The organism is Microcystis sp. LEGE 00066, from assembly GCF_015207925.1.
GTDB classification, from domain to species: domain Bacteria; phylum Cyanobacteriota; class Cyanobacteriia; order Cyanobacteriales; family Microcystaceae; genus Microcystis; species Microcystis ichthyoblabe_A.
This window is the reverse complement of record NZ_JADEVX010000042.1, coordinates 1-20189: the sequence shown is the minus strand read 5'-3', so window position 1 is coordinate 20189 and position 20189 is coordinate 1. Positions and strand designations below refer to the sequence as shown.

Genomic DNA, 20189 nt, shown 5'->3' with positions numbered 1-20189 from the left:
TCGTCATTCTAATTTCGATCGCTTTCCTATCTTTCTATTCTAGTTTAGCTGGGGAGTTAATCCGCTCAAAAAATCGATCGCTCTGGGAAAAGTCATTAAAAAAAGTCTATGCTAGGATAATTTACAATCCACAACTGATAGTGTTATGAGTGATAATACTAAACAAATTTATAACTATACCGTTATTCTCGAAAAAGAGTCAGAAGGTGGTTATCACGCTTTTTGTCCTGCGCTTAAAGGTTGTCATTCTCAAGGAGACACTTTTGAAGAAACGATTGTCAATATTACAGAAGCTATGGAATTGTACCTCGAAAGTTTGATAGCTGATCATCAACCCATTCCCAAAGAAGATTTGATTTTTAAGCCTTTAAATATTTTAATATGAGTCAGTATCCCGCAGTTAAAGTCAAGGAGTTTATTAAAGTTATTGAAAAATTGGGCTTTTATTTGGATCGTCAAAAAGGTAGCCATGCTATTTACAAAAATAGTGGTGGATGTAGGGTTGTGATCCCTATTCATTCAGGAAAAGATATTAAGCAAGGTACTCTCATGGGTATGATTCAAGATATTGGTCTTGATAAAGAAACATTTTTCGAGTTGTTACGAAAATAAGAGTTAAAAGATAGTCGAAGCGATAGCAGCAATTGTACTTTCAGAGGAACGAACCAATGTTTTAGACAAAATGTAAATTATAATCTGCAAAATGTGAATTATAATCTGTAGAAATGTCTCATACACTTTCTTGATAATTGATCTGTGGCACAAAAAGAATCCTTAGATATCAAACATCGTTTTGGTAAAGCTATCAGAAGACGCAGAAGGGAACTTGACTTATCTCAAGAAATCTTAGCTGAAAAAGCGGAACTGCACCGAACTTATATTTCCAGTATCCAACTTGGTAAGTGTAATGTATCTTTAGAAAATATCGAAAAGTTAGCCAAAGCACTTGATATATCTATTGCTGATCTTTTTGCTGATCTATAAATTTGATTAATTGCAATTCAGTATGGATAATAACCAGTTAGTGATAGAAATTCAAAAGCTAATCAAAAACTCAATAGAAAACTATTTTAAAAAAACCAAACCTAGGAATCATCATATTTTAGATTATTTATTTCCAGAGGAGAGACAGATTAGTTCTGTGATGACTGGACTAACGACAAGCATGGGAACTACTTTCTGGGAAAAATTAGCAAACTTTTTAGCCAAAGATAATGGATTTCGTATTTTATATAAGCAGGATAAAAAACTTTTACAACCTAGTCTATTTCCTCAAGACTTAAGAAGTGAACTCGATAATTTAAAAAGTCTCAGAAAATCGAAAGATCAAAAAATATCCATGACAGAGTGCATTGAAAGACTTAGAGTAGTAGCTAAGAAAATAAATAGGAATAACCTCAATTATATCGATCCTCCTTCTGGTCATGGAGTAGATATTTATTTAATCAAAGACAATATTGAGTATGTGTTTGATTTAAAAGCTACACATCCTAATAGGGGAGATGGTTCTAGATTTAGCGACCAGTTGTTAGATTGGTATTGTTATCGGCTGTCCCGTGAACCTTTAGCAAGTATTCACACAAGAATTGTTATTCCTTTTAATCCTTTCTTCCCTCAAACATGGTGGCAATCACAGGGAAATAAAATGTATCCTCTAGAGGAACATCATGATATATGGGTTGAAAATGAATTTTGGGATTTTTGTTCTGGTAAAATCAATACTTGGTCATTAATTAAAGAAGCTTTTATCGATTTTCAAAAAGATCAAGCATTTATCAAAAAGTATAGACAAAAGTTTCGTAATTATCTAGATAATTAATTTGGTAAAATTATTTCTAGTAAATTTCTAGCCACTGCCTCCACCACTGGTACAGGAACAGCGTTTCCGAATTGTTTTTTAGCGATAGCTGACTGTGGATGATAGATAAAATTATCGGGGAATCCTTGTAATTTACGCGCATCTTGGGGAGTAATTTCTCGAAACTTTTTGGGTTTATAGATTTTATTTAAAAACAATTGTTTGTATTCTTGGGGATGAGTAGCGGTAATTGAAATAGTAGCAATATAATCTTTAGCACCCGTAGCGGTTAGGGTAGGAATAATATCGGCCGTCGGTAAAATAATCCGATAAATGCCGTTAATTCCCGTCATATTTTTCGAGTTAATGAATTCATACTTACCCTCCTGCGTTTGCCAACAAATCCCCAGAGAAACTAACTGATTTAGTTCCTCGATTTTTAGGTCGGGTATAATTTCCAAAAAAGCAGAAAAAGCCACGGGATGACCATCTTTTTCGCCATACTTTTTACTGCGTCTTAATTTCAGCAAAGCTAAACAGATACTTTTTTGTCGTTCCGTAGTTTTGATAATATCCCAAGAATGAATAGTTGTGTGGCCATTTCTTAAATCAGAAAAAATAAAAAAGTCATTTAATTCATCTTCTTTTTGAAAACGAGTTCTTGATGGAGGAACAAAACCATTAAATAAAGTATCTGCGGATAACTTAACTTTCTCGACAGGTTGAATATTCTTGATGTCTTCTAAAATATCCAAAACCTTGGGATGGATACCCAAAGGTAAGGGAAATTTAAACCGCTCATAGTTGTCTATATCTTTTCTAATTCCTACGATAAAAACTCTCTCGCGATTCTGGGGTAAACCAAAATCGTAGGCATTTAATAACTGCCAGTAAACTTGATAACCACAGCTAGTTAATTCATCGATAATTAATTCTAAATTCTCCCGATTGCGAGGACTAGCTAACCCACTGACATTCTCGAAAATAAAGCTTTTCGGTTGACTTTTCTGGACTAATTTAATCACATCAAACCAGAGTTTTCCCCGGGGATCCTCAAATCCCCGTAAACATCCCGCCACCGACCAAGGTTGACAGGGAACGCCGCCGACAATAAGATCGAGATTATCGGGTAAATTGCTGATTTTACTCACATCTCCGAAAGCAATTTCATCGCTGTTGAGATAGCTAATAAAATTCTGTTGATAAACTTGGATTGCCTGTTTATCGATTTCTGAATAGCCTAAACAACGTCCTCCCAATTTCTCCAAAGCGATTCTAAACCCACCGATTCCCGCGAATAAATCGACAAAACGATACTGGGGATGGGTGATAACTAGATATAGGGGTAATTGGGTTTGTCTGCTGACTTTAACTGTGGTTTTCAAGGGTCAATAATTCCTTTTCACCGTCTGGGAAGATGCCTATATGTACTAGCTATTTTAGTATAACTTAAGAGTTTTTTTCTAGAGACCTCCTGCAAATTTCCTGTCTCCTGACTTGAAAGAGGGTGTGGGGTGTGGGGAAGGAAACCTCTTTCATCTCTGGTGGTAAAAATTTTTTCATCGGGACTGACTCCTCACCTAACGGAATATTTTTGATTTTTGCAGGAGATCTATCGAGTTGAGGAATGCTCGTAGTCTTCGATAATGTGGAGAAGTCGCATAGCTGAACTACAGGATTCTTCTAAAATTTCCTGTTTCTCCTGAGAATCATCGATTAAATCTTCAGATACTAGACGCAAAGAACCTAAAAGACTATTAAGACTGCTTCTCGCTTCGTAGGATAAATAAGCTTTTCTTTTTTGCTCATCTTCCCTATTCTTAGAGTCGTCCTCTTTGCTATCACTAAATTGCAGAGCGTGTAAATGGGCATAATGACCACCTTGAGCTAATAATTCCTCGTGATTGCCGATTTCTGCCACTTTTCCTTTGTCCAGCACCACAATTTGATAGGCTTTTTGAACTGTGGAAAGACGGTGAGCGATCACAAGAGTAGTCCGCTCGCGACAGAGTTCGTCGATCGCTTCCTGTACTAAACGCTCAGAAATTGTATCCAAAGCACTGGTGGCTTCATCGAGAATGAGAATATCTGGATCTCGCAGTAAGGCACGAGCGATCGCTAATCTTTGTTTTTGTCCCCCCGAAAGTCTCACTCCCCGATCGCCAATTTCCGTATCCAGTCCTTCCGGCAGTTTGGAGATAAACTCGTAGGCATTCGCCCTTTTTGTCGCTGCTACAATTTCTGCATCACTAACATCGGTTAATCCGTAGGCAATATTAAAACGCAGAGAATTATTAAAGAGAAAAGTATCTTGACTGACTATTCCCATGGCTTTTCTCAGAGATTTGACCTCATAATCGCGTAAATCTTGACCGTCAAAAAGAATCCTCCCAGCTGTAGGATCATAAAAGCGTGGTAATAAATCAGCAATTGTCGATTTTCCCGCCCCCGAAGCACCAACAAGAGCGATCATTTTTCCTTTTGGAATCCACAGATCGATGCCATTGAGAACTAATTCTTGATGACCGGGATAGAAAAATTGGACGTTATCAAAGTGAATACCTGTCTCTAATCTTTGATAGGGAATAGAGCCATTAGTCATAAATGGTTTATTCTCTCGAATGAGAAAATCCGCTACCACCTCTACTGCGGAAACATCACCCAATAGACTACTCCTAACACCGTTAATTTGACTAACTATCGGCAAGGCCCGGAAAAGCACATAGAGATAGGTCAATAAAATTGTCGCTAAAGCTTGCAGTTGTTCATTAAAAAGATAACGACCAGCAATGATAATTAAAGCAATAATAATTACCCCACCGATCTCATTGAGCGGTCCGATTACAGCATTATTAGTCTGGGCATCTAAACCCGCTTTCTCCCTAGCTTCGATATCTTCCACAATAGATTTTAATTCGTATCTTTCATTTCCTACTGCTTTAATTAGGCGAATTCCCGTTAACAGTTCCAACAGTTTATTACTTTGCTGTTTAGCCGTTACGGTGATAATCTCTCCAAACTTTTTTGATCTCTTGACAAAATATTGATTAAGCAGAGCTAAAAAGCCACCCAAAACACTAGAAAGAATAGTTAATTGCCAAGAAATTGATAATAAAATAGCCAAGTACATCAAAGCTGTGGCGACAATCTTAATCAGGTTTATGTAATTTCTAATTGATGCTACAGCCCGATTAATCTCGGACATAAAACGATTAAAAATATCTCCTATTTTACTTTTTACATAATAATCTATATCCACTTCTAGCAACAGAATAACTGAATCAATTCGCATATCTTTGGACATAATCAAAGACAAGTAAGTGCCTAGCAAATTACTGACAAAATTGGTAATGTGCTTGAGAATTAAAATTAATAATATCGCCGCAAACATCCAGAAAAAACGAGTATCGACCGAGAAAACCTCGAAAACGGAGAGCAGCTTTTTGATAATGTGGGGGGCATTTTTTAAGATATCATTTTCGGGATTAATAAAATAAATTAGTAAGGGGATAACTAAAATAGCTCCTACCCCATTAAATATGGTACTGACAAACCCGATAATAATGCTGGAAACCACTAATATCCAGTGTTTCAGCGTATATTTAAGCAGAATTTGATTAGGATTCATCGCAAGTAATAAAGTAAACAGTGAACGGTCAATTATCCTACTCGCTAGACTCTAATATTTTGCTTCCAGAGAAGTAATTAGGCGAGAGAGAGTTGTCGCCATGGCGGTGGTACTATAAGAGGCAATACAGCGCTCTCTCGCTTTTATTCCTCGTGCATTAGCCGAGTCGAGATGATTAAAAACTTCGCTAATCATAGCAGCTAGTTGCTCTGGCGATCGAGGTTCGACTAAATAGCCAATATCAGCTAAAATTTCGGGAATATCTGCCACTTTAGTGGAAATAATCTGTTTAGCCATCGCCATACCATCGGTGAGTTTAATCGGAAATTGGGCGTTAGCCGTAGCTTCATCCCTCTGGGGAACGATAATAGCATGGGCAGCGGCAATAACTTCCGGCATTTGATCGATCGGTTGAGCAGGTAAATGAATTAACCAAGGTTGACCTTTTTCTAGCAAACTATCCAGATAACCATCCCCGATTTGGCGACCTCCCAGCACCACCAATTTAAAATCAGGATCACCAATTTGATCTAAAGCGATTAAGACATCTTCTAAACCTTTGTGGAACATTAAGACTTTATAGGCAGATAAACCGTATTTTTGACGACAAGCGACGGGATCGTAAAGATTGGGATCGAAAAGTTACGTATCCTTGCCATTCGGTAAATAAATCCCCCCATAACGCTTTTGCAAAAATTGATTATTAACCGTCACCGCATCGGCACGGTTAATTAAATTTTCCAGCCAGCACAGATAAAGAGGGTGATTCGGATCCCTAAGCGCAGCATTTTTTTGAGTATATCCCTAGCTAATTGTCGGGGATAAGGACGATAGGACCATCGATCACCACCAAACCAACTCATTTCCCAATCGTCAATATCGAGAATTAGGGGACGTGGGAAAAAAACGTTTCAGTAAACCGATGCCGAAACTGGTGGGACGGGGTTTAACCGCGTAGATAATCTCTCCGGAGAGGCGATCGAGTAAAGTTTTGATCTGGCCAAAAAACTGGGGATAATTATTGCCTTTGACCGATACCACCGCTATATTCCCCGGTGGGGTTGTATAGATTTCCCAGCCAAAAATCGGACCATAAACCGTCACCTGACAGTTTAGCTGTTGCAAGACTTGAGCAATCAAATAGACTCTTGTACCACCACCACCGGATAAATCTGGTGCTAAAACAGAGATTTTTTTGTTCACGGTCGCCGCTCAATCCAGATTATCTAGCACGATAGAAGAATGTTAATCAATGTTAACGATTTTGTCAATCTTAAACGGACTTAACATTAATATCCCCAGAGATAGATTAGACCAAGAAAACTAACATATACATAGCCGAGACGACTAACTGAGTAAACATCACCGGTAAACCGTAGCGCAGAAAGGTATGAAAGCTAATTTTGCCCCCGTGTTGTTCGGCGATGCCGGCGGCGACAATATTAGAAGAAGCTCCCACTAAAGTACCATTACCCCCTAGGGTAGCTCCATACATCATCGCATAGAAAAGCGGTAAAACTTCCGGGGGAAAGGAACCGGCATAATCAGGAGAAAGAACCTCCGTCCCGACTAAATTAACATTAACAAGGTACTGTTTCAGCAGTGGAACCATGGCCACCACTAGGGGAATATTGGGAACGACACTGGAAACAAGTCCGACAAAAAACAGCAAGACTAGAGAACCTAAAAAGATATTTTTGCCTAAAATTATTGACAGAAATACCGATAAAATATTAACTACGCCAGTTTTTTCTAATCCGCCAATTACGACAAAAATTGACATAAAAAATAATAGGGTACTCCAGTCCACATCTCGGAGAATATTATGAACTGTATCTATCTTCGATTGCTGGGCTAAAAGTAGGGCTAAAGCTGCTCCCATCAGAGCAACGGCAGCAGGAGCAAGAGGTACGGGAAAAGATTCACCAACGACGAATAAAAATAAGACCAAAAAGACGATAATTCCCCCCAAAGCTAAGACGCGAGGATGATTAATCTTCGGATGGGGTAAGTCTTCTAAATGCTCGAATTTTGTCCGCCAGATTTTGGGGAATAACCAAGGTAACATAACCAGAATGGTAATCACTGCCAAGGCACCACCTAAACTTAAACGCTGTAGGTATTCCATGAAGGTGATGTTAATAGAATCACCGACGATATAAGTAGCGGGATCACCAACAATAGTTAATAATCCTGCACTGTTGGCTACGAAAACCATCAGGATTAAGAGCGGCACAAAATCCACCCCTATATCCTGTGCTAATGGGGGAATTAAAGGTGCTAATAACATCACCGTTGTAGCGTTGGGTAATACCGCACAGATTGGGGTAGTAATAGCGACAATTCCTATTAGTAATAATTTGCCTTGTCCCTTGGCTAAAAGCACCATTTGTGCTGCTAAATAATCAAAAATTTTCGTTGGTTCAAAGGCTCTTACTAACACCATCACTCCAAAAAATAGGGCAAGAGTGGCATAACTGCGACTGATATAACCCACCGCCTCCTGGAGAGTCATGATATGGGTAAAAACTAATATTAAAGCTCCTAATAAAGCCGCTACGGTAATATGAAGCCACTCGAACATAATCACCACAATGACTGCAATAAAAGTCATCGCAGCAATCCACATTGGTAAAGATTCCAGCATTTTTGATCCTGTTTTTACTCTTGGTTTCTCGATACAACTAAAAGTTTGCTCGAAAAATGTACAGCAAACTCATAGAAAATATGGTTATCTACGGAAAATCTTAAAATTGTTGTGATCGGTAAGCTGATATCAGAATCTCCATAAACAATGTCTCCTGTAAGTTATGACTATCAAGTAGTACCAGCGACATAACTGAACCGATCAAGACATTACTAGGAATGTAGTGATGTTTCAGTCTTCCCCCCCACGCCGACGAAGTTAGCTGACGGGCTAGGATAGAGAGATATCCTTTTCTAGGCTAAAAAATCTAGAAATACGCCCCCAAATGTGGTTCCTCCGCTCCGAATTTGTCTAGCTAATATCTAGCATAGAAACTCGGATTAGGCTGACTTACTCTGTTTAGTGATCCACCATAGCATACTAACCCAAAAAAAACGATATAGCCCTATACCAGACCTATCCTGTCGGTTATCCCCCGGGTTGCTAGGATAGAACAATGATAAGCTAATAGCTAACGACTGACCGCCATAGCAGCCACATCAGCAATTTCTATGAATAGAAGACCTCGTTATACTCCTCCTCGATCGCGTGATCGTGATTATGACCGCTCCTATGGCGATGACTCCCGCGCTTCGTCCCCCGGAGGCCTATTGGCAAAATTGAACTATGCCATGATCGCCCTGATTGGTGGTATTTTTGTACTAGGAGTGGGTCTCGGTCTGGTATTCAGTTCTACCGCTAATTTTAGCCCCGAAAACGTCGCTTCCCGAGAAGTAATCGATCGCAGCGCCCCCAATGCGGAATTATGCGTGCAATTTGGGGCCAGTGCCATTGTCACCGATTTGCGGGTTTATGTCACCCTTAACCCCTTTAATGTTTTTGTTACCCAACCAGTCATGCAACCCGGTTGCGTTTTGCGACGCAATAACTGGTCAATTTTAGAACAACAAAAATTAGTCGATGGACAGCAGGTACAAAGTTGTAAAAACCGGATGAATACCTTTGGTTATACCGGCCCCTTGGAAGGCAAACCGAAAATCGATTGTATCTTCCAAAATGAAGCTGGGGGTAATCTTTTTGTTAATCCTGCTGGCGCTGTTGGTCCCAGACCAGATACAGATAAATTCTAAACTAGAAAAGATCGTTCTCCTGACTTGAAAGAGGGTATAGGGTGTGGGGTTTTACCCATTTTCAGGGGGTCAATTACCTAATTTTCAGGGAAAAAGTCCCTGAATTTTCCCCCCCCGATCACTGCAAGGGCTGGCACTTTTTGATTTCAAAAAAGCCTAAAAATATTATCCAGCAAGGGTTTTAGATTTATTCAGCCAACTCTAATTAACTAAGACAATTTTTGATTTTTACAAGAGGTCTAATGAGTTAGCCATTGGGCCGTAGTCACTACAAAAATTCCGCCAGCTTTTTTTAAAAAAGGCTGAATTTTATCGATCAGACGATTAAGTTGTTCGTCACTATTACAAACCGTCATAATATAGCTACCACTGTAATCACAATCCAAGTCATCACGGGATAAACCTCGATCGCCTTTTCCCGAAGCATTGCCAAGGAAGGTATAACCGGAAACTCCGACAACATCAAGAACGCTTAAGGTTTCTTCCAGAAAAGCATGACTAACAATTATGTCCACTTTTTTGACAGTTTGTAGGGAAGGATGCGGGGATTCAAGCATGGTAGTTAAATAAAAAAAAGACAAGTGAAAGAGAAAAATTTTGACAGGAATTATTTAAAAACCGCTGGGAATTTTAGACTCCACAGCCAATGATTTTAATCATCTCTAGGTACAGAGGAATACCGATGATGATATTGAAGGGAAAAGTTAAAGCCAAGGCCATAGAAACGTATAAACTAGGATTCGCTTCGGGAACAGTCATTCTCATGGCCGCAGGAACAGCAATATAAGAGGCACTGGCACACAAAACAGCGAATAATAAAGCATTGCCCTGTTCAAATCCGAGAACCTTAGCGATGAGAATCCCCACCATCGCATTGATAACGGGAATGAACACCGAAAAACCGATGAGAAAAGAACCAGTTTTGCCTAATTCTCGGATTCTTTTCGCCGCCACTAATCCCATATCAAGGAGAAAGAAAGTTAACGCACCATAAAAAATCTCTTGAGTGAAAGGTTCTAATTTTTCCCAACCTTTTTCCCCCGTGAGCATACCAATAATAACACTACCGACTAAGAGAAATACCGAACCATTTAAAAAGGCTTCATGTAAAACTTTTGACCAAGAAAACGCTTCTTCTTCGCCATTTTTCTCTTTAAAGACTCGCACCAGGATTAAACCCACTACAATCGCCGGCGATTCCATTAAAGCTAAGGCCGCTACCATGTGACCGCCATAGGAAATATGAAGTTTTTCTAAAAAAGAACTGGCGGTGATGAAAGTAACGGCACTAATGGAACCATAGGCTGCTGCGATCGCTGCTGCATTGGCACTATCGAGTTTAATTTTCAGGATAAAGAAAGTGTAAATGGGAACGATGCAAGCCATAACCACAGAGGCAATCAAAGTTAAAGCGATTTGGTTATTGATGCCACTTTCCGCTAGTTCATAGCCTCCCTTGAAACCAATCGCCATCAAAAGATAGAGAGAAAAGAGTTTAGGCAGTGGTTGGGGAATCTCTAGGTCGGATTTAAAAAATACTGCCAGCATTCCTAAGAAAAAGAACAAAACCGGCGGATTGAGAATATTGAACAGGATTAAGCTGCCATCCATAGGTTTGCGTACATTGAGTTATTCCAATCTATACTATTCAATTTTGAGAATACTGGCAAAATGTTAAGAACCAGATTAAAACGCTTAACGATGGCCGCCCAAAAAATGCCGTCAGCTTTTCTCCCCTCTCCCTTTTCCCTTTTCCCCCTCTACAATAGGGCTTTTGTAAAAACCAAAAATTGTTGCTAGGGTTAGGAGTCAGGAGTCAGTACTCAGGAGAATTAAGAATGAATAATAATCAGTTAAATAGTCTATTTACAGACTTTATGCCATTTAATCCTTATTTTTGCCGTTTTTGAATCCTGAAAAACTAATTATGCAAGAGGTTTAATAATTACTCGCAGCTAGAAATAAGTTGGTTCGTATCATACTTTGTGCTTTTTGTCAAAAAAACTTTTCTTTTGCAATAAAACTACATAAAAAAAAGATCATCGTTGTGGGTGAAATTGACTCATTTACCCGCCTTAATTAGGATCACCTTCTAGGTGTGGCAAGGGTTTCAACCCTTGCTGGACAAAAAAGCACAAGATGACCCATTATGAAATTCAGTAAAATCGCTGTAACCATGATAACATCGTTGTTAAATAAAAATCTTTCTCAATTAATTCTTAAGAATTTGTAAATATTGCGAAATGTTAATTTAAATATTCTCAAGTTTTTGCAGTCAATAAATAACTTTTGCTTATCTTTGTCCAACATTGGATTAGAAGTCAGGAGTCAGGAGTCAGGTTTTAGGTTTTGGGGGTTGGGGTTTTGGGGTTTTAGTTCAATTTCCCCACTTCCCCACCTCCCCACTTCATAATTCATAATTTATAATTCATAATTCCCCCTTTCCCCGATAAATGCCAAAAATCCAGCTTAAAATCCCAAAATCTGCCCATCTTGCCGCCATGGTAGCCCTTGATCGTAGCAGTCTCGGCGGTATTTGGACCCTATCCGGTTATGAACGGGAATTAAACAGCCCCAACAGTGAATTATTAATCCTTACCCTGGACCAGGAGGAGGAACCCCTAATCGGATTAGCCTGTTCTTGGGCAATTCTCGAAGAAGCACATATTACCCTCCTGGCAATTTATCCGGACTATCAAAGACAAGGATTAGGAAAACTGCTTCTCTACAAACTACTGGAGAAGGCTGTACAAAGACAACTGGAAAGGGCTACGCTAGAGGTAAGGGTCTCGAACCAGTCAGCAATCGCACTCTACGAGCATTTTGGCTTCCGCGTCGCTGGAGAGCGTAAAAATTATTATTCGCAAACTGGCGAATCAGCCCTAATTTTCTGGCGCAACGATCTACAAACGGCCGCTTTTCGGGAACACTTGAACAAGTGGCGACAAGAAATCCTCTCCAGACTGGCGCAGGGAAAGTGGCAATTAGAGGAAGAAACCAGAGCCAAAATAGATACCATGGGGATGCAATGATTACCTACAAGCTTAAATCAGGTCGAGGTTAGGGAAAAATGAGGATTTTAGTCTTGGCGTGGGAATTTCCACCGCGATTAGTGGGCGGTATCGCCCGTCATGTCGCCGAACTCTATCCCGAAATCGTCAAACTCGGTCATGAAGTCCATTTAATCACGATCGAATTCGGTCAGGCCCCCAGCTACGAACTGGTGGAAGGTATTCACATCCACCGCGTCCCCGTACCCCCCGGCAATGACTTTTTCCATTGGGTGGTCAACATGAATAACAGCATGGGGCAACAGGGCGGCAAAATAATCGCCGAATACGGAAAATTTGACCTTGTTCACGCCCACGATTGGTTAGTAGGGGATGCAGCCATCGCCCTGAAACATCTCTTTAAAATACCCCTGATTGCCACGATTCACGCCACGGAATACGGACGTTATAACGGACTGCACACCGACACCCAACGCTATATCGCCGGCAAAGAGGGAACCCTCGTCTATAATGCTTGGCGCGTTATCGTCTGTACCGGCTATATGCGCCATGAAGTCCATCGGGCTTTGGGCGCACCCTGGGATAAAATCGATGTGGTTTATAACGGTATTCGGGCCGAGAAAAAGCAAAGAGACCCTAACTTTGATTACCGAGCTTTTCGTCGTCAATATGCCGAAGATCACGAAAAAATCGTCTATTATGTCGGGCGCATGACCTTTGAAAAGGGGGTTTCGGTGTTACTCAACGCTGCCCCAAAAGTCCTCGCTCAGACCGAGGCTAAAACTAAATTTGTGATTATCGGTGGCGGCAATACCGACAAACTCAAACAACAGGCCTGGCATCTCGGTATCTGGCATCATTGTTATTTTACGGGCTTTATGTCCGATGAAAACCTCGATCGCTTCCAAACCGTGGCCGATTGTGCCGTTTTTCCCAGTCTTTACGAACCTTTTGGCATTGTCGCCCTGGAAAGTTTCGCCGCTAGGGTTCCCGTGGTAGTTTCCGATACCTGCGGTTTTCCCGAAGTTGTCCGTCATGGTCAAACGGGAATTGTCACCCGGGTCAATAATCCCGATTCCCTCGCTTGGGGCATTTTGGAGGTTTTAAATCATCCCGAATACGCCCACGAATTAGCTAATAACGCCTACGAAGACCTAGAAAAACGCTTTCATTGGGCGAATTTAGCCCGTCAAACCGAGACAGTATATGGTTTGGTTGTCCAAGAACGACAATTGGTGGAATGGCGTTAATCAGGGAGCGGTTTTTTAGCCGTCAGCCGTCAGTATTAGGGGTCAGTTTATGTCTTAAAATAACAAAGGCACAACTTAACTTCTCCAAATATGACTATGAAAGCAGCTGAAATTATGACCACGGAGGTGGCCAAGATTAAAGGTTCTGAAACCGTTGCCAAAGCGGTACAATTGATGAGAGAAAAGAACATTAGAACTCTCATTGTTGATCGCCGTCACGATGAAGATGCCTACGGAATTATCACCGAAACCGATATTGTCTATAAAGTCGTCGCTTTCGGTCAAGATCCGCAAAAAGTGCGCGTCTATGAAGTGATGAGCAAACCCTGCATCGTGATTAATCCCGACCTCGGGGTTGAATATGTGGCCCGCTTATTTGCTAATACCGGTATTCGTTTCGCACCGGTAATTAAAGGCGGTTTGCTCGGTGTTATCTCTGTTAGTGATATCCTCCATAAAGGTAACGCTGTGGAAAAGCCCCGCAGTCTTGATTTAGAAGCGGAGATTATCAAAGCGAGAGATATTGCCCGGGCAGTGTGTGCTGAAAAAGGAGGAAATTCTCCCGATTGTGCCGCAGCTTGGGATATTGTTGAGGAATTACAGGCAGAATTGGCACACCAACGCGCTAAAAAACCAGAAAAAACCTATTTTGAGGAATACTGTCAAGAAAATCCCGATGCTTTTGAAGCGCGTATCTATGACACCTAATCCCCAGGGTTTTTCGGTACTCTCCCATACCTCAAACTTTTTAATCCGGCAAAAGTAGTGTATAAAGGTTTTATGGTTCTTCGTTACTTGGTATGGTTCGATAGGGGAGCATAAATCGACTAAATCCTTATCTGGCAACAGTTCTATTGATTAGTTTGTTCTAGATCGAAAACAATTGACAAAAATCGCATCAATGTCCTTCTCTATAAGGGTTTTATCCCTTATAACTTCGTCCATTACATAGCACAAACCGAAGAACCGGTTTTATTTGCTAATATTTGCTAATAATCGAGGAAAAACCATGGCTGATCTATTTGTCATCGCCTATGAGGACGAATTTAAAGCAGAAGAAGTTCGTTTAACTTTGGCTAAACTGCAACAGGAACATCTGATCGAGCTAGAAGATGCTGCCGTAGTGGTTAAAAACAAAGATGGCCAGATTAAACTCAAGCAAGCGGTCAATTTAACGCCAGCGGGAGCCGCTAGTGGCAGTTTCTGGGGGTTATTAATCGGAATGCTCTTTTTATCCCCCTTATTAGGGGCCGTCCTCAGTGCTGCCGGGGGCGCTTTGGGAGGTGCTTTAAGTGATATCGGTGTGGATGACAATCTTATGCGGGAATTGGGAGAAACCATGCATTCCGGCACCTCTGCTCTTTTTGTTCTCGTCCAAAAAGTTACCCCCGATAAGGTCCTCGATAAAGTGGCCCCCTACGGAGGTAAAGTATTGGCTCTCGTCGACTTTGTGTGATAATCAGTGCTTATCATTCGTAGGAGTCTTGCCAGACAAGGCTTTGAAGACTATATTTCCAGAAAATTATCCCTATCCTTCTTCCTTCCACACAAAAACCAGAAGAGCCAAGTAGGGCTGGCTGAATAAATCTAAAAGCCTTGTTGGGTAAGACTTTTAGACTTTTTGTCGATCAAAAAGTACCAATACCTCAAACTTTTTAATCCGGCAAAAGTAGTGTATAAAGGTTTTATTTGCTAATAATCGAGGAAAAACCATGGCTGATCTATTTGTCATCGCTTATGAGGACGAATTTAAAGCAGAAGAAGTTCGTTTAACTTTGGCTAAACTGCAACAGGAACATCTGATCGAGTTAGAAGATGCTGCCGTAGTGGTTAAAAACAAAGATGGCCAGATTAAACTCAAGCAAGCGGTCAATTTAACGGCAGCAGGAGCCGCTAGTGGCAGTTTCTGGGGATTATTAATCGGAATGCTCTTTTTATCCCCCTTATTAGGGGCAGTCCTCGGTGCTGCTGGTGGTGCTTTGGGAGGTGCTTTAAGTGATATCGGTGTGGATGACAATTTTATGCGAGAATTGGGAGAAACCCTGCAGCCCAGCACCTCTGCTCTCTTTGTTCTCGTCCAAAAAGTTACCCCCGATAAGGTCCTCGATGAAGTGGCCCCCTACGGAGGTAAAGTGTTACGCACTTCTTTGACCAAAACCGACGAAGCAGAATTACAGAAAGTTCTCGACCAAAGAGGTGTTAAACCCGAAACCGTTTAGGATATGGATCCATAAAAGCTAGAAAAAGGGAATATATTTCCCTTTTTGCTTTTTGAACAAGAATGGGTTTAGCATGACAACCACAGCATCCATAAAATAAGAAACAATCAATAATTATTAATGAACTTTAAGCTTTGATCGAGAATAAAAGTGCTTCGGTGTCGTAGTATTTATTCGTTAATCCCATTGATTGCATTCCTAGTCTTTCCGTGACACGAATTGAGCGATAATTATCGGGATTAACCACTGCGTAGATAATCGGCAATTGTAAGATGATTAAGCCGTATTCTAGAATAACTTTAGCCGCTTCGGTTATATATCCTTGTCCCCAATAATCGCGCCGTAAATGCCAACCAATTTCGCTATCTGGGGTAGGATAACCGTAGTTATCGGGTAAATTCTGTAAAATTATCGAACCAATAATCTGATTATTTTTTTGATCGATCATTGCCCACCAATCGCTGCCATTACCCTGATTACGAACTGTTCGTAATCTTTCGGAAAAATGGGCATTTAAACTCTCAATATCCGTGGCTAACTGACGAATTCTCGGTAAAAAATCAGTGACTTCGGAATTTTGATATATCTGAAAAAAAGACTCTTTGTCTGCGGGTAGTTGCCAAGGACGGAGAATTAGGCGCTCGCTTTTCATTGTTTTTGTGAGCAAATTATAGCAATTCTCTTGCTGAGATTAGGGATTATTGTTGATAAAAAAACTTCTAAATCCCACTGCTAGTAGGGAACCACTTAAGACAGTTATCAATGTCCAAATTTGATTCTTTTGGGTTCCTTCGACTTTCTCTAAGCGTTTATTCATGTCATCAAATTTACTATCAAGAGTTTTAATATCACCTTTAACTTCCGTCAGTTCAATCTTTAAATCGGTAGTATCTTTTTGAAGATTTTTGACATCAGCTTTTATTTCCGCTTGTCCATTCTCAATCACCTTCAATCGATTGTCCACCTCAATCAGTCGAGTTTCCGTGGTAGTGAGTCGAGTTTCCACGGTAGTGAGTCGATTGTCCACGGTAGTCAGTCGATTGTCCACCTCAATGAGTCGAGTTTCTATGGTAGTGAGTCGCGTTTCCACGGTAGTGAGTCGATTGTCCATGGTAGTGAGTCGATTGTCCATGGTAGTGAGTCGATTGTCCATGGTAGTGAGTCGATTGTCCATGGTAGTGAGTCGATTGTCGATCTCGTTGAATCGATGTTCGATTATCTTCTGTCCATTGAGGATTAAATCTTCTAGTCTTTTTAAATCATTATCCGTAGCAGTGGTGGTGGTCATTGATTAAACTCCTATAATTTCAATTTGCTCTTATTTTTATTATTATAGCCTTTCTTATAAACATGAAGTATGATCGAATCTCTTGGGTTCGGTGGGTAAAATATATTATAGGATACATTCCTGCTGGCGGTCGCAACGCGAGATCAACTGGAACGAACCACAAAGACACAAAGGACACAAAGATTGATCGCTTCTAGATAATCTAAACTTATCACATACCTTTTAAAGAGGATTATTATTAGCTATAGCTTTGCTGCTTGAGCAAATATGTTCAGCGATCATCACTCCCGTTAGAGTGAGATAAGATTAACTCTTATTCCTCACCCTAACTACTAGGAAAAACTGCCAATTAAATTAGGCACCTTGGCGCAATTTGTCCAAAACCGATCGATCTTCTAGAGTAGAAGTATCACCAGAAATCTCTTGACCTGATGCTAAAGTTCGCAAGAGACGACGCATAATTTTACCCGATCGCGTTTTTGGCAGTACATCGGTAAAACGGATTTCTCCCGGTCGAGCAATAATGCCAATTTCCTTGACAACGTGGTCTTTTAATGCTTGCGCTAACTCCTGACTCGCTTCATAATGTCCTTCGAGAGTCACAAAAGCATAGACTTCTTCCCCTTTAATTTCATCCGGTCGTCCCACCACAGCCGCCTCTGCTACCGCGGGATGAGATACTAAAGCTGATTCGATCTCCATTGTCCCTAAACGGTGGCCAGAAACGCTAATCACGTCATCAACGCGCCCCATTACCCAGAAATAACCGTCCTCGTCCTGACGACTACCATCTCCAGCAAAATAGAGATATTGGCCATCTTTGGGGGCGATCTGTTCCCAGTAGGTATTGCGGAAGCGATCGGGATTTTTATAGACTGTTCGTAGCATACCGGGCCAGGGATATTTGACCACCAGATAACCCCCCTCATTCGCTTGGGTGGGATTGCCCTCTAAGTCCACCACTGCGGCGATAATACCGGGAAAAGGTAGGGTTGCTGACCCCGGTTTGGTGGCAATTGCCCCGGGTAAGGGAGTAATCATAATCCCCCCGGTTTCCGTTTGCCACCAAGTATCGACAATCGGACATTTTTCTTTACCGATAACCCGGTGATACCACATCCACGCTTCTGGGTTAATCGGTTCTCCCACGGTTCCCAGTAAGCGCAAAGAGGATAAATCCCGGCTATTGGGGATATCTTCCCCCATTTTGATAAAAGCGCGGATAGCAGTGGGGGCAGTATAAAAGATATTAACGCGATATTTCTCGATTACATCCCAAAAACAGCCTAAATTAGAGGGACGGGGAACCCCTTCATACATTACCGTGGTGGCACCATTGGAAAGCGGTCCGTAAACGATATAACTATGGCCGGTAATCCAACCCACATCGGCAGTACACCAGTAAACATCGGTATCTTTCAGGTCAAAAATCCATTTGCTGGTGACATGGGTGTAGAGATTATAGCCGCCGGTGGTGTGGACGACTCCTTTCGGTTTGCCGGTGGAACCACTGGTATAGAGGATAAATAACATATCTTCGCTATCCATCGGTTCGGCCGGACAATTAGCAGATACCTGTTTTTGTAGATCATGCCACCAGTAATCGCGATCGGCAACCATATTGATGGGTTCCTTGCTGCGCTGGACAACGAGAACTTTTTCCACACTGGGGGCGCTATTATCGGCTAGAGCCAGATCCACCTGTTCCTTGAGAGCAACGACTTTATCCTTGCGGAAACCACCATCGGCAGTGATTACCACCTTAGCGGCCGCATCATTAAGACGATCGCGCAAAGCATCGGCACTAAATCCCCCAAAAACTACACTGTGGGGCGCACCAATTCTGGCACAGGCTAACATGGCGATGGCCGCTTCGGGAATCATCGGCAGATAAATTCCGACCACATCGCCTTTTTTTACGCCTAATTCCTTTAAAGCGTTGGCAAATTGACATACTTCTCGGTGTAGCTGTTCGTAGGTAATGGTGCGGCTGTCTCCCGGTTCTCCTTCCCAGATGATGGCGGCTTTATTGCGTCTCCAAGTGGTGAGATGTCTGTCAATACAGTTGTAACAAATATTAATCTTGCCGTTGACGAACCATTTAGCAAAGGGGGGCTGCCAGTCAAGAACCTCTGACCATTTTTCAAACCAATGTAGTTCTTTTTCGGCTAATTGGGACCAAAAAGCCTGGGGATCAGCCTTGGCTTTGGCGTAGAGTTGCTGGTATTCTTCAAGGCTTTTAATGGTGGCATTCTGAGCAAATTCGGCACTGGGAGGAAACAGCCGATTTTCCTGTAGGATCGATTCGATCACTATTTCTGTCATACTGGCAAACGAAATAAATTATCTTGCGATCCAGATTACCTTTTTCGGTTCCCCCCGTAACCTTGGCAAGCAATTCTTTAAGGCTATTTTAGGATTGCCCGATCCCTGACCAGCGATCGCAATTTGTCCCCAAGTGTTACAGAGTTTAAAGTTATGTCACCGATCGAGCGATGAACAGATCGCTGTAAGGTAAACTAACCGATAAACCCGAAATTTAACATGGAGAACACTCGGTAAGGAGTCATAATTCAATGTCTCATAGCGTTAAAATTTACGATACCTGTATCGGTTGCACCCAATGCGTTCGGGCTTGTCCCCTCGACGTGCTGGAAATGGTCCCCTGGGATGGCTGTAAAGCTGCCCAGATTGCCTCCTCTCCCCGCACGGAAGACTGTATTGGTTGTAAGCGTTGCGAAACCGCTTGTCCGACGGATTTCTTAAGCATTCGGGTTTATCTCGGAGCAGAAACCACCCGCAGCATGGGTCTGGCCTACTAGGCCTGGCAATCATTCTGTGTTTAACATTTAGCGAAAACTAATCTTGTTAAGAGGACTAACCAGTCCTCTTTTTTCGTTATACTCCCGTCGCTAGTGAAGATTTTAGTTAGGGCTGGCTGAATTACTGAACTTCCCCATACATATATACTACAATAGCCAAAAACCCTTATCCATCAATGGATACGCCCCTTAACTTTTCTTAATGTACCCATGTAATTTGTAACATTTCTTGATGGATAAGAATTCTCTCCATTTGCTAGAATGGTGGTCATGTATATAGAAAAAGTTCCTAACCGTAATTCCCCCCCCGCCGTTCTTCTTCGGGAGTCCTACCGAGAAGGAGATCAAGTCAAAAAAAGAACCCTGGCCAATCTCTCAAAATTACCCGATGATATT

The 20189-nt window shown here is 41.4% G+C and carries 19 protein-coding genes, 1 pseudogene and 1 riboswitch; of the genes and pseudogenes, 11 read left to right on the top strand and 9 right to left on the bottom strand.

The window, feature by feature from the left end:
* Positions 1–145 precede the first annotated feature (145 nt).
* The 4 genes from IQ224_RS08210 (at position 146) to IQ224_RS08195 (ending at position 1819) form a co-directional block, all read left to right on the top strand.
* On the top strand, positions 146–385 hold the full coding sequence (locus tag IQ224_RS08210; protein WP_002744590.1) for a type II toxin-antitoxin system HicB family antitoxin: 240 nt from the start codon (positions 146–148) through the stop codon (positions 383–385).
* Positions 382–612: a type II toxin-antitoxin system HicA family toxin gene (locus IQ224_RS08205; protein WP_002744591.1), complete on the top strand. Its 231-nt coding sequence runs from the start codon at positions 382–384 to the stop codon at positions 610–612. The genes IQ224_RS08210 and IQ224_RS08205 overlap by 4 nt, the downstream gene beginning before the upstream one ends.
* A gap of 144 nt (positions 613–756) precedes the next feature.
* Positions 757–984 carry a helix-turn-helix domain-containing protein gene (locus IQ224_RS08200; protein ID WP_002744592.1) on the top strand — a complete coding sequence of 76 codons (228 nt, stop codon included), beginning with the start codon at positions 757–759 and terminating at the stop codon, positions 982–984.
* Between the two features lie 22 nt (positions 985–1006).
* A complete protein-coding gene (locus IQ224_RS08195; protein WP_002744593.1) occupies positions 1007–1819 on the top strand; it encodes a TdeIII family type II restriction endonuclease in 813 nt (270 codons plus the stop codon).
* Here the strand turns inward: IQ224_RS08195 and IQ224_RS08190 are convergent.
* The 4 genes and pseudogenes from IQ224_RS08190 to IQ224_RS08175 all read right to left on the bottom strand — a co-directional run bounded on the left by IQ224_RS08190 (position 1816) and on the right by IQ224_RS08175 (position 8073).
* Positions 1816–3183, bottom strand: coding sequence for a DNA cytosine methyltransferase (locus tag IQ224_RS08190; protein ID WP_002744594.1), 1368 nt, complete (start codon positions 3181–3183; stop codon positions 1816–1818). The two genes, IQ224_RS08195 and IQ224_RS08190, sit on opposite strands and share 4 nt — an antisense overlap.
* Positions 3184–3410: 227 nt before the next feature.
* The gene (locus IQ224_RS08185) at positions 3411–5426 is read right to left on the bottom strand and encodes an ABC transporter ATP-binding protein (protein ID WP_002744598.1); all 2016 of its coding nucleotides are present in this window, start codon (positions 5424–5426) and stop codon (positions 3411–3413) included.
* A 51-nt stretch (positions 5427–5477) separates the two neighbouring features.
* Positions 5478–6629, bottom strand: a pseudogene (locus IQ224_RS24925) (glycosyltransferase family 4 protein).
* 106 nt (positions 6630–6735) lie between these two features.
* Entirely contained in the window at positions 6736–8073 is a 1338-nt protein-coding gene (locus IQ224_RS08175; protein ID WP_002744604.1) for an ArsB/NhaD family transporter, read from the bottom strand.
* 232 nt (positions 8074–8305) lie between these two features.
* Positions 8306–8436: riboswitch (cyclic di-AMP (ydaO/yuaA leader) on the bottom strand.
* Between the two features lie 188 nt (positions 8437–8624).
* On the opposite strand from IQ224_RS08175, the gene IQ224_RS08170 reads away from it, so the two are divergent.
* A complete protein-coding gene (locus IQ224_RS08170) occupies positions 8625–9203 on the top strand; it encodes a DUF3172 domain-containing protein (RefSeq protein WP_002733879.1) in 579 nt (192 codons plus the stop codon).
* A 239-nt stretch (positions 9204–9442) separates the two neighbouring features.
* Here IQ224_RS08170 and IQ224_RS08165 read toward each other — a convergent pair whose 3' ends face one another.
* Positions 9443–9760, bottom strand: a complete 318-nt coding sequence (locus IQ224_RS08165; protein ID WP_002744609.1) for a hypothetical protein — start codon at positions 9758–9760, stop codon at positions 9443–9445.
* A 73-nt stretch (positions 9761–9833) separates the two neighbouring features.
* Positions 9834–10814 (bottom strand): sodium-dependent bicarbonate transport family permease, encoded by a 981-nt coding sequence (locus IQ224_RS08160; RefSeq protein ID WP_110579217.1) that lies wholly within the window; start codon positions 10812–10814, stop codon positions 9834–9836.
* Positions 10815–11656: 842 nt separating this feature from the next.
* Between IQ224_RS08160 and rimI the strand changes: the two genes are divergently transcribed.
* The 5 genes from rimI to IQ224_RS08135 all read left to right on the top strand — a co-directional run bounded on the left by rimI (position 11657) and on the right by IQ224_RS08135 (position 15683).
* A complete protein-coding gene (gene rimI, locus IQ224_RS08155) occupies positions 11657–12235 on the top strand; it encodes a ribosomal protein S18-alanine N-acetyltransferase (protein WP_194032817.1) in 579 nt (192 codons plus the stop codon).
* Between the two features lie 38 nt (positions 12236–12273).
* On the top strand, positions 12274–13464 hold the full coding sequence (locus IQ224_RS08150; protein ID WP_002741611.1) for a glycosyltransferase family 4 protein: 1191 nt from the start codon (positions 12274–12276) through the stop codon (positions 13462–13464).
* 90 nt (positions 13465–13554) lie between these two features.
* Entirely contained in the window at positions 13555–14172 is a 618-nt protein-coding gene (locus tag IQ224_RS08145; protein ID WP_002756663.1) for a CP12 domain-containing protein, read from the top strand.
* A 301-nt stretch (positions 14173–14473) separates the two neighbouring features.
* A complete protein-coding gene (locus IQ224_RS08140; RefSeq protein ID WP_084990077.1) occupies positions 14474–14920 on the top strand; it encodes a DUF1269 domain-containing protein in 447 nt (148 codons plus the stop codon).
* A 256-nt stretch (positions 14921–15176) separates the two neighbouring features.
* Positions 15177–15683: a DUF1269 domain-containing protein gene (locus IQ224_RS08135; RefSeq protein ID WP_002731545.1), complete on the top strand. Its 507-nt coding sequence runs from the start codon at positions 15177–15179 to the stop codon at positions 15681–15683.
* Positions 15684–15810: 127 nt separating this feature from the next.
* On the opposite strand, the gene IQ224_RS08130 is transcribed toward IQ224_RS08135, so the two are convergent.
* From IQ224_RS08130 to acs, 3 genes are all read right to left on the bottom strand, one after another.
* Positions 15811–16335 carry a GNAT family N-acetyltransferase gene (locus IQ224_RS08130; protein WP_002741615.1) on the bottom strand — a complete coding sequence of 175 codons (525 nt, stop codon included), beginning with the start codon at positions 16333–16335 and terminating at the stop codon, positions 15811–15813.
* A gap of 39 nt (positions 16336–16374) precedes the next feature.
* Entirely contained in the window at positions 16375–16971 is a 597-nt protein-coding gene (locus tag IQ224_RS08125) for a hypothetical protein (protein ID WP_084990076.1), read from the bottom strand.
* Positions 16972–17325: 354 nt separating this feature from the next.
* Positions 17326–19296, bottom strand: coding sequence for an acetate--CoA ligase (gene acs, locus IQ224_RS08120; protein WP_194032816.1), 1971 nt, complete (start codon positions 19294–19296; stop codon positions 17326–17328).
* A gap of 251 nt (positions 19297–19547) precedes the next feature.
* Between acs and psaC the strand changes: the two genes are divergently transcribed.
* Entirely contained in the window at positions 19548–19793 is a 246-nt protein-coding gene (psaC, locus tag IQ224_RS08115; RefSeq protein ID WP_002734319.1) for a photosystem I iron-sulfur center protein PsaC, read from the top strand.
* Positions 19794–20189: the final 396 nt, after the last annotated feature.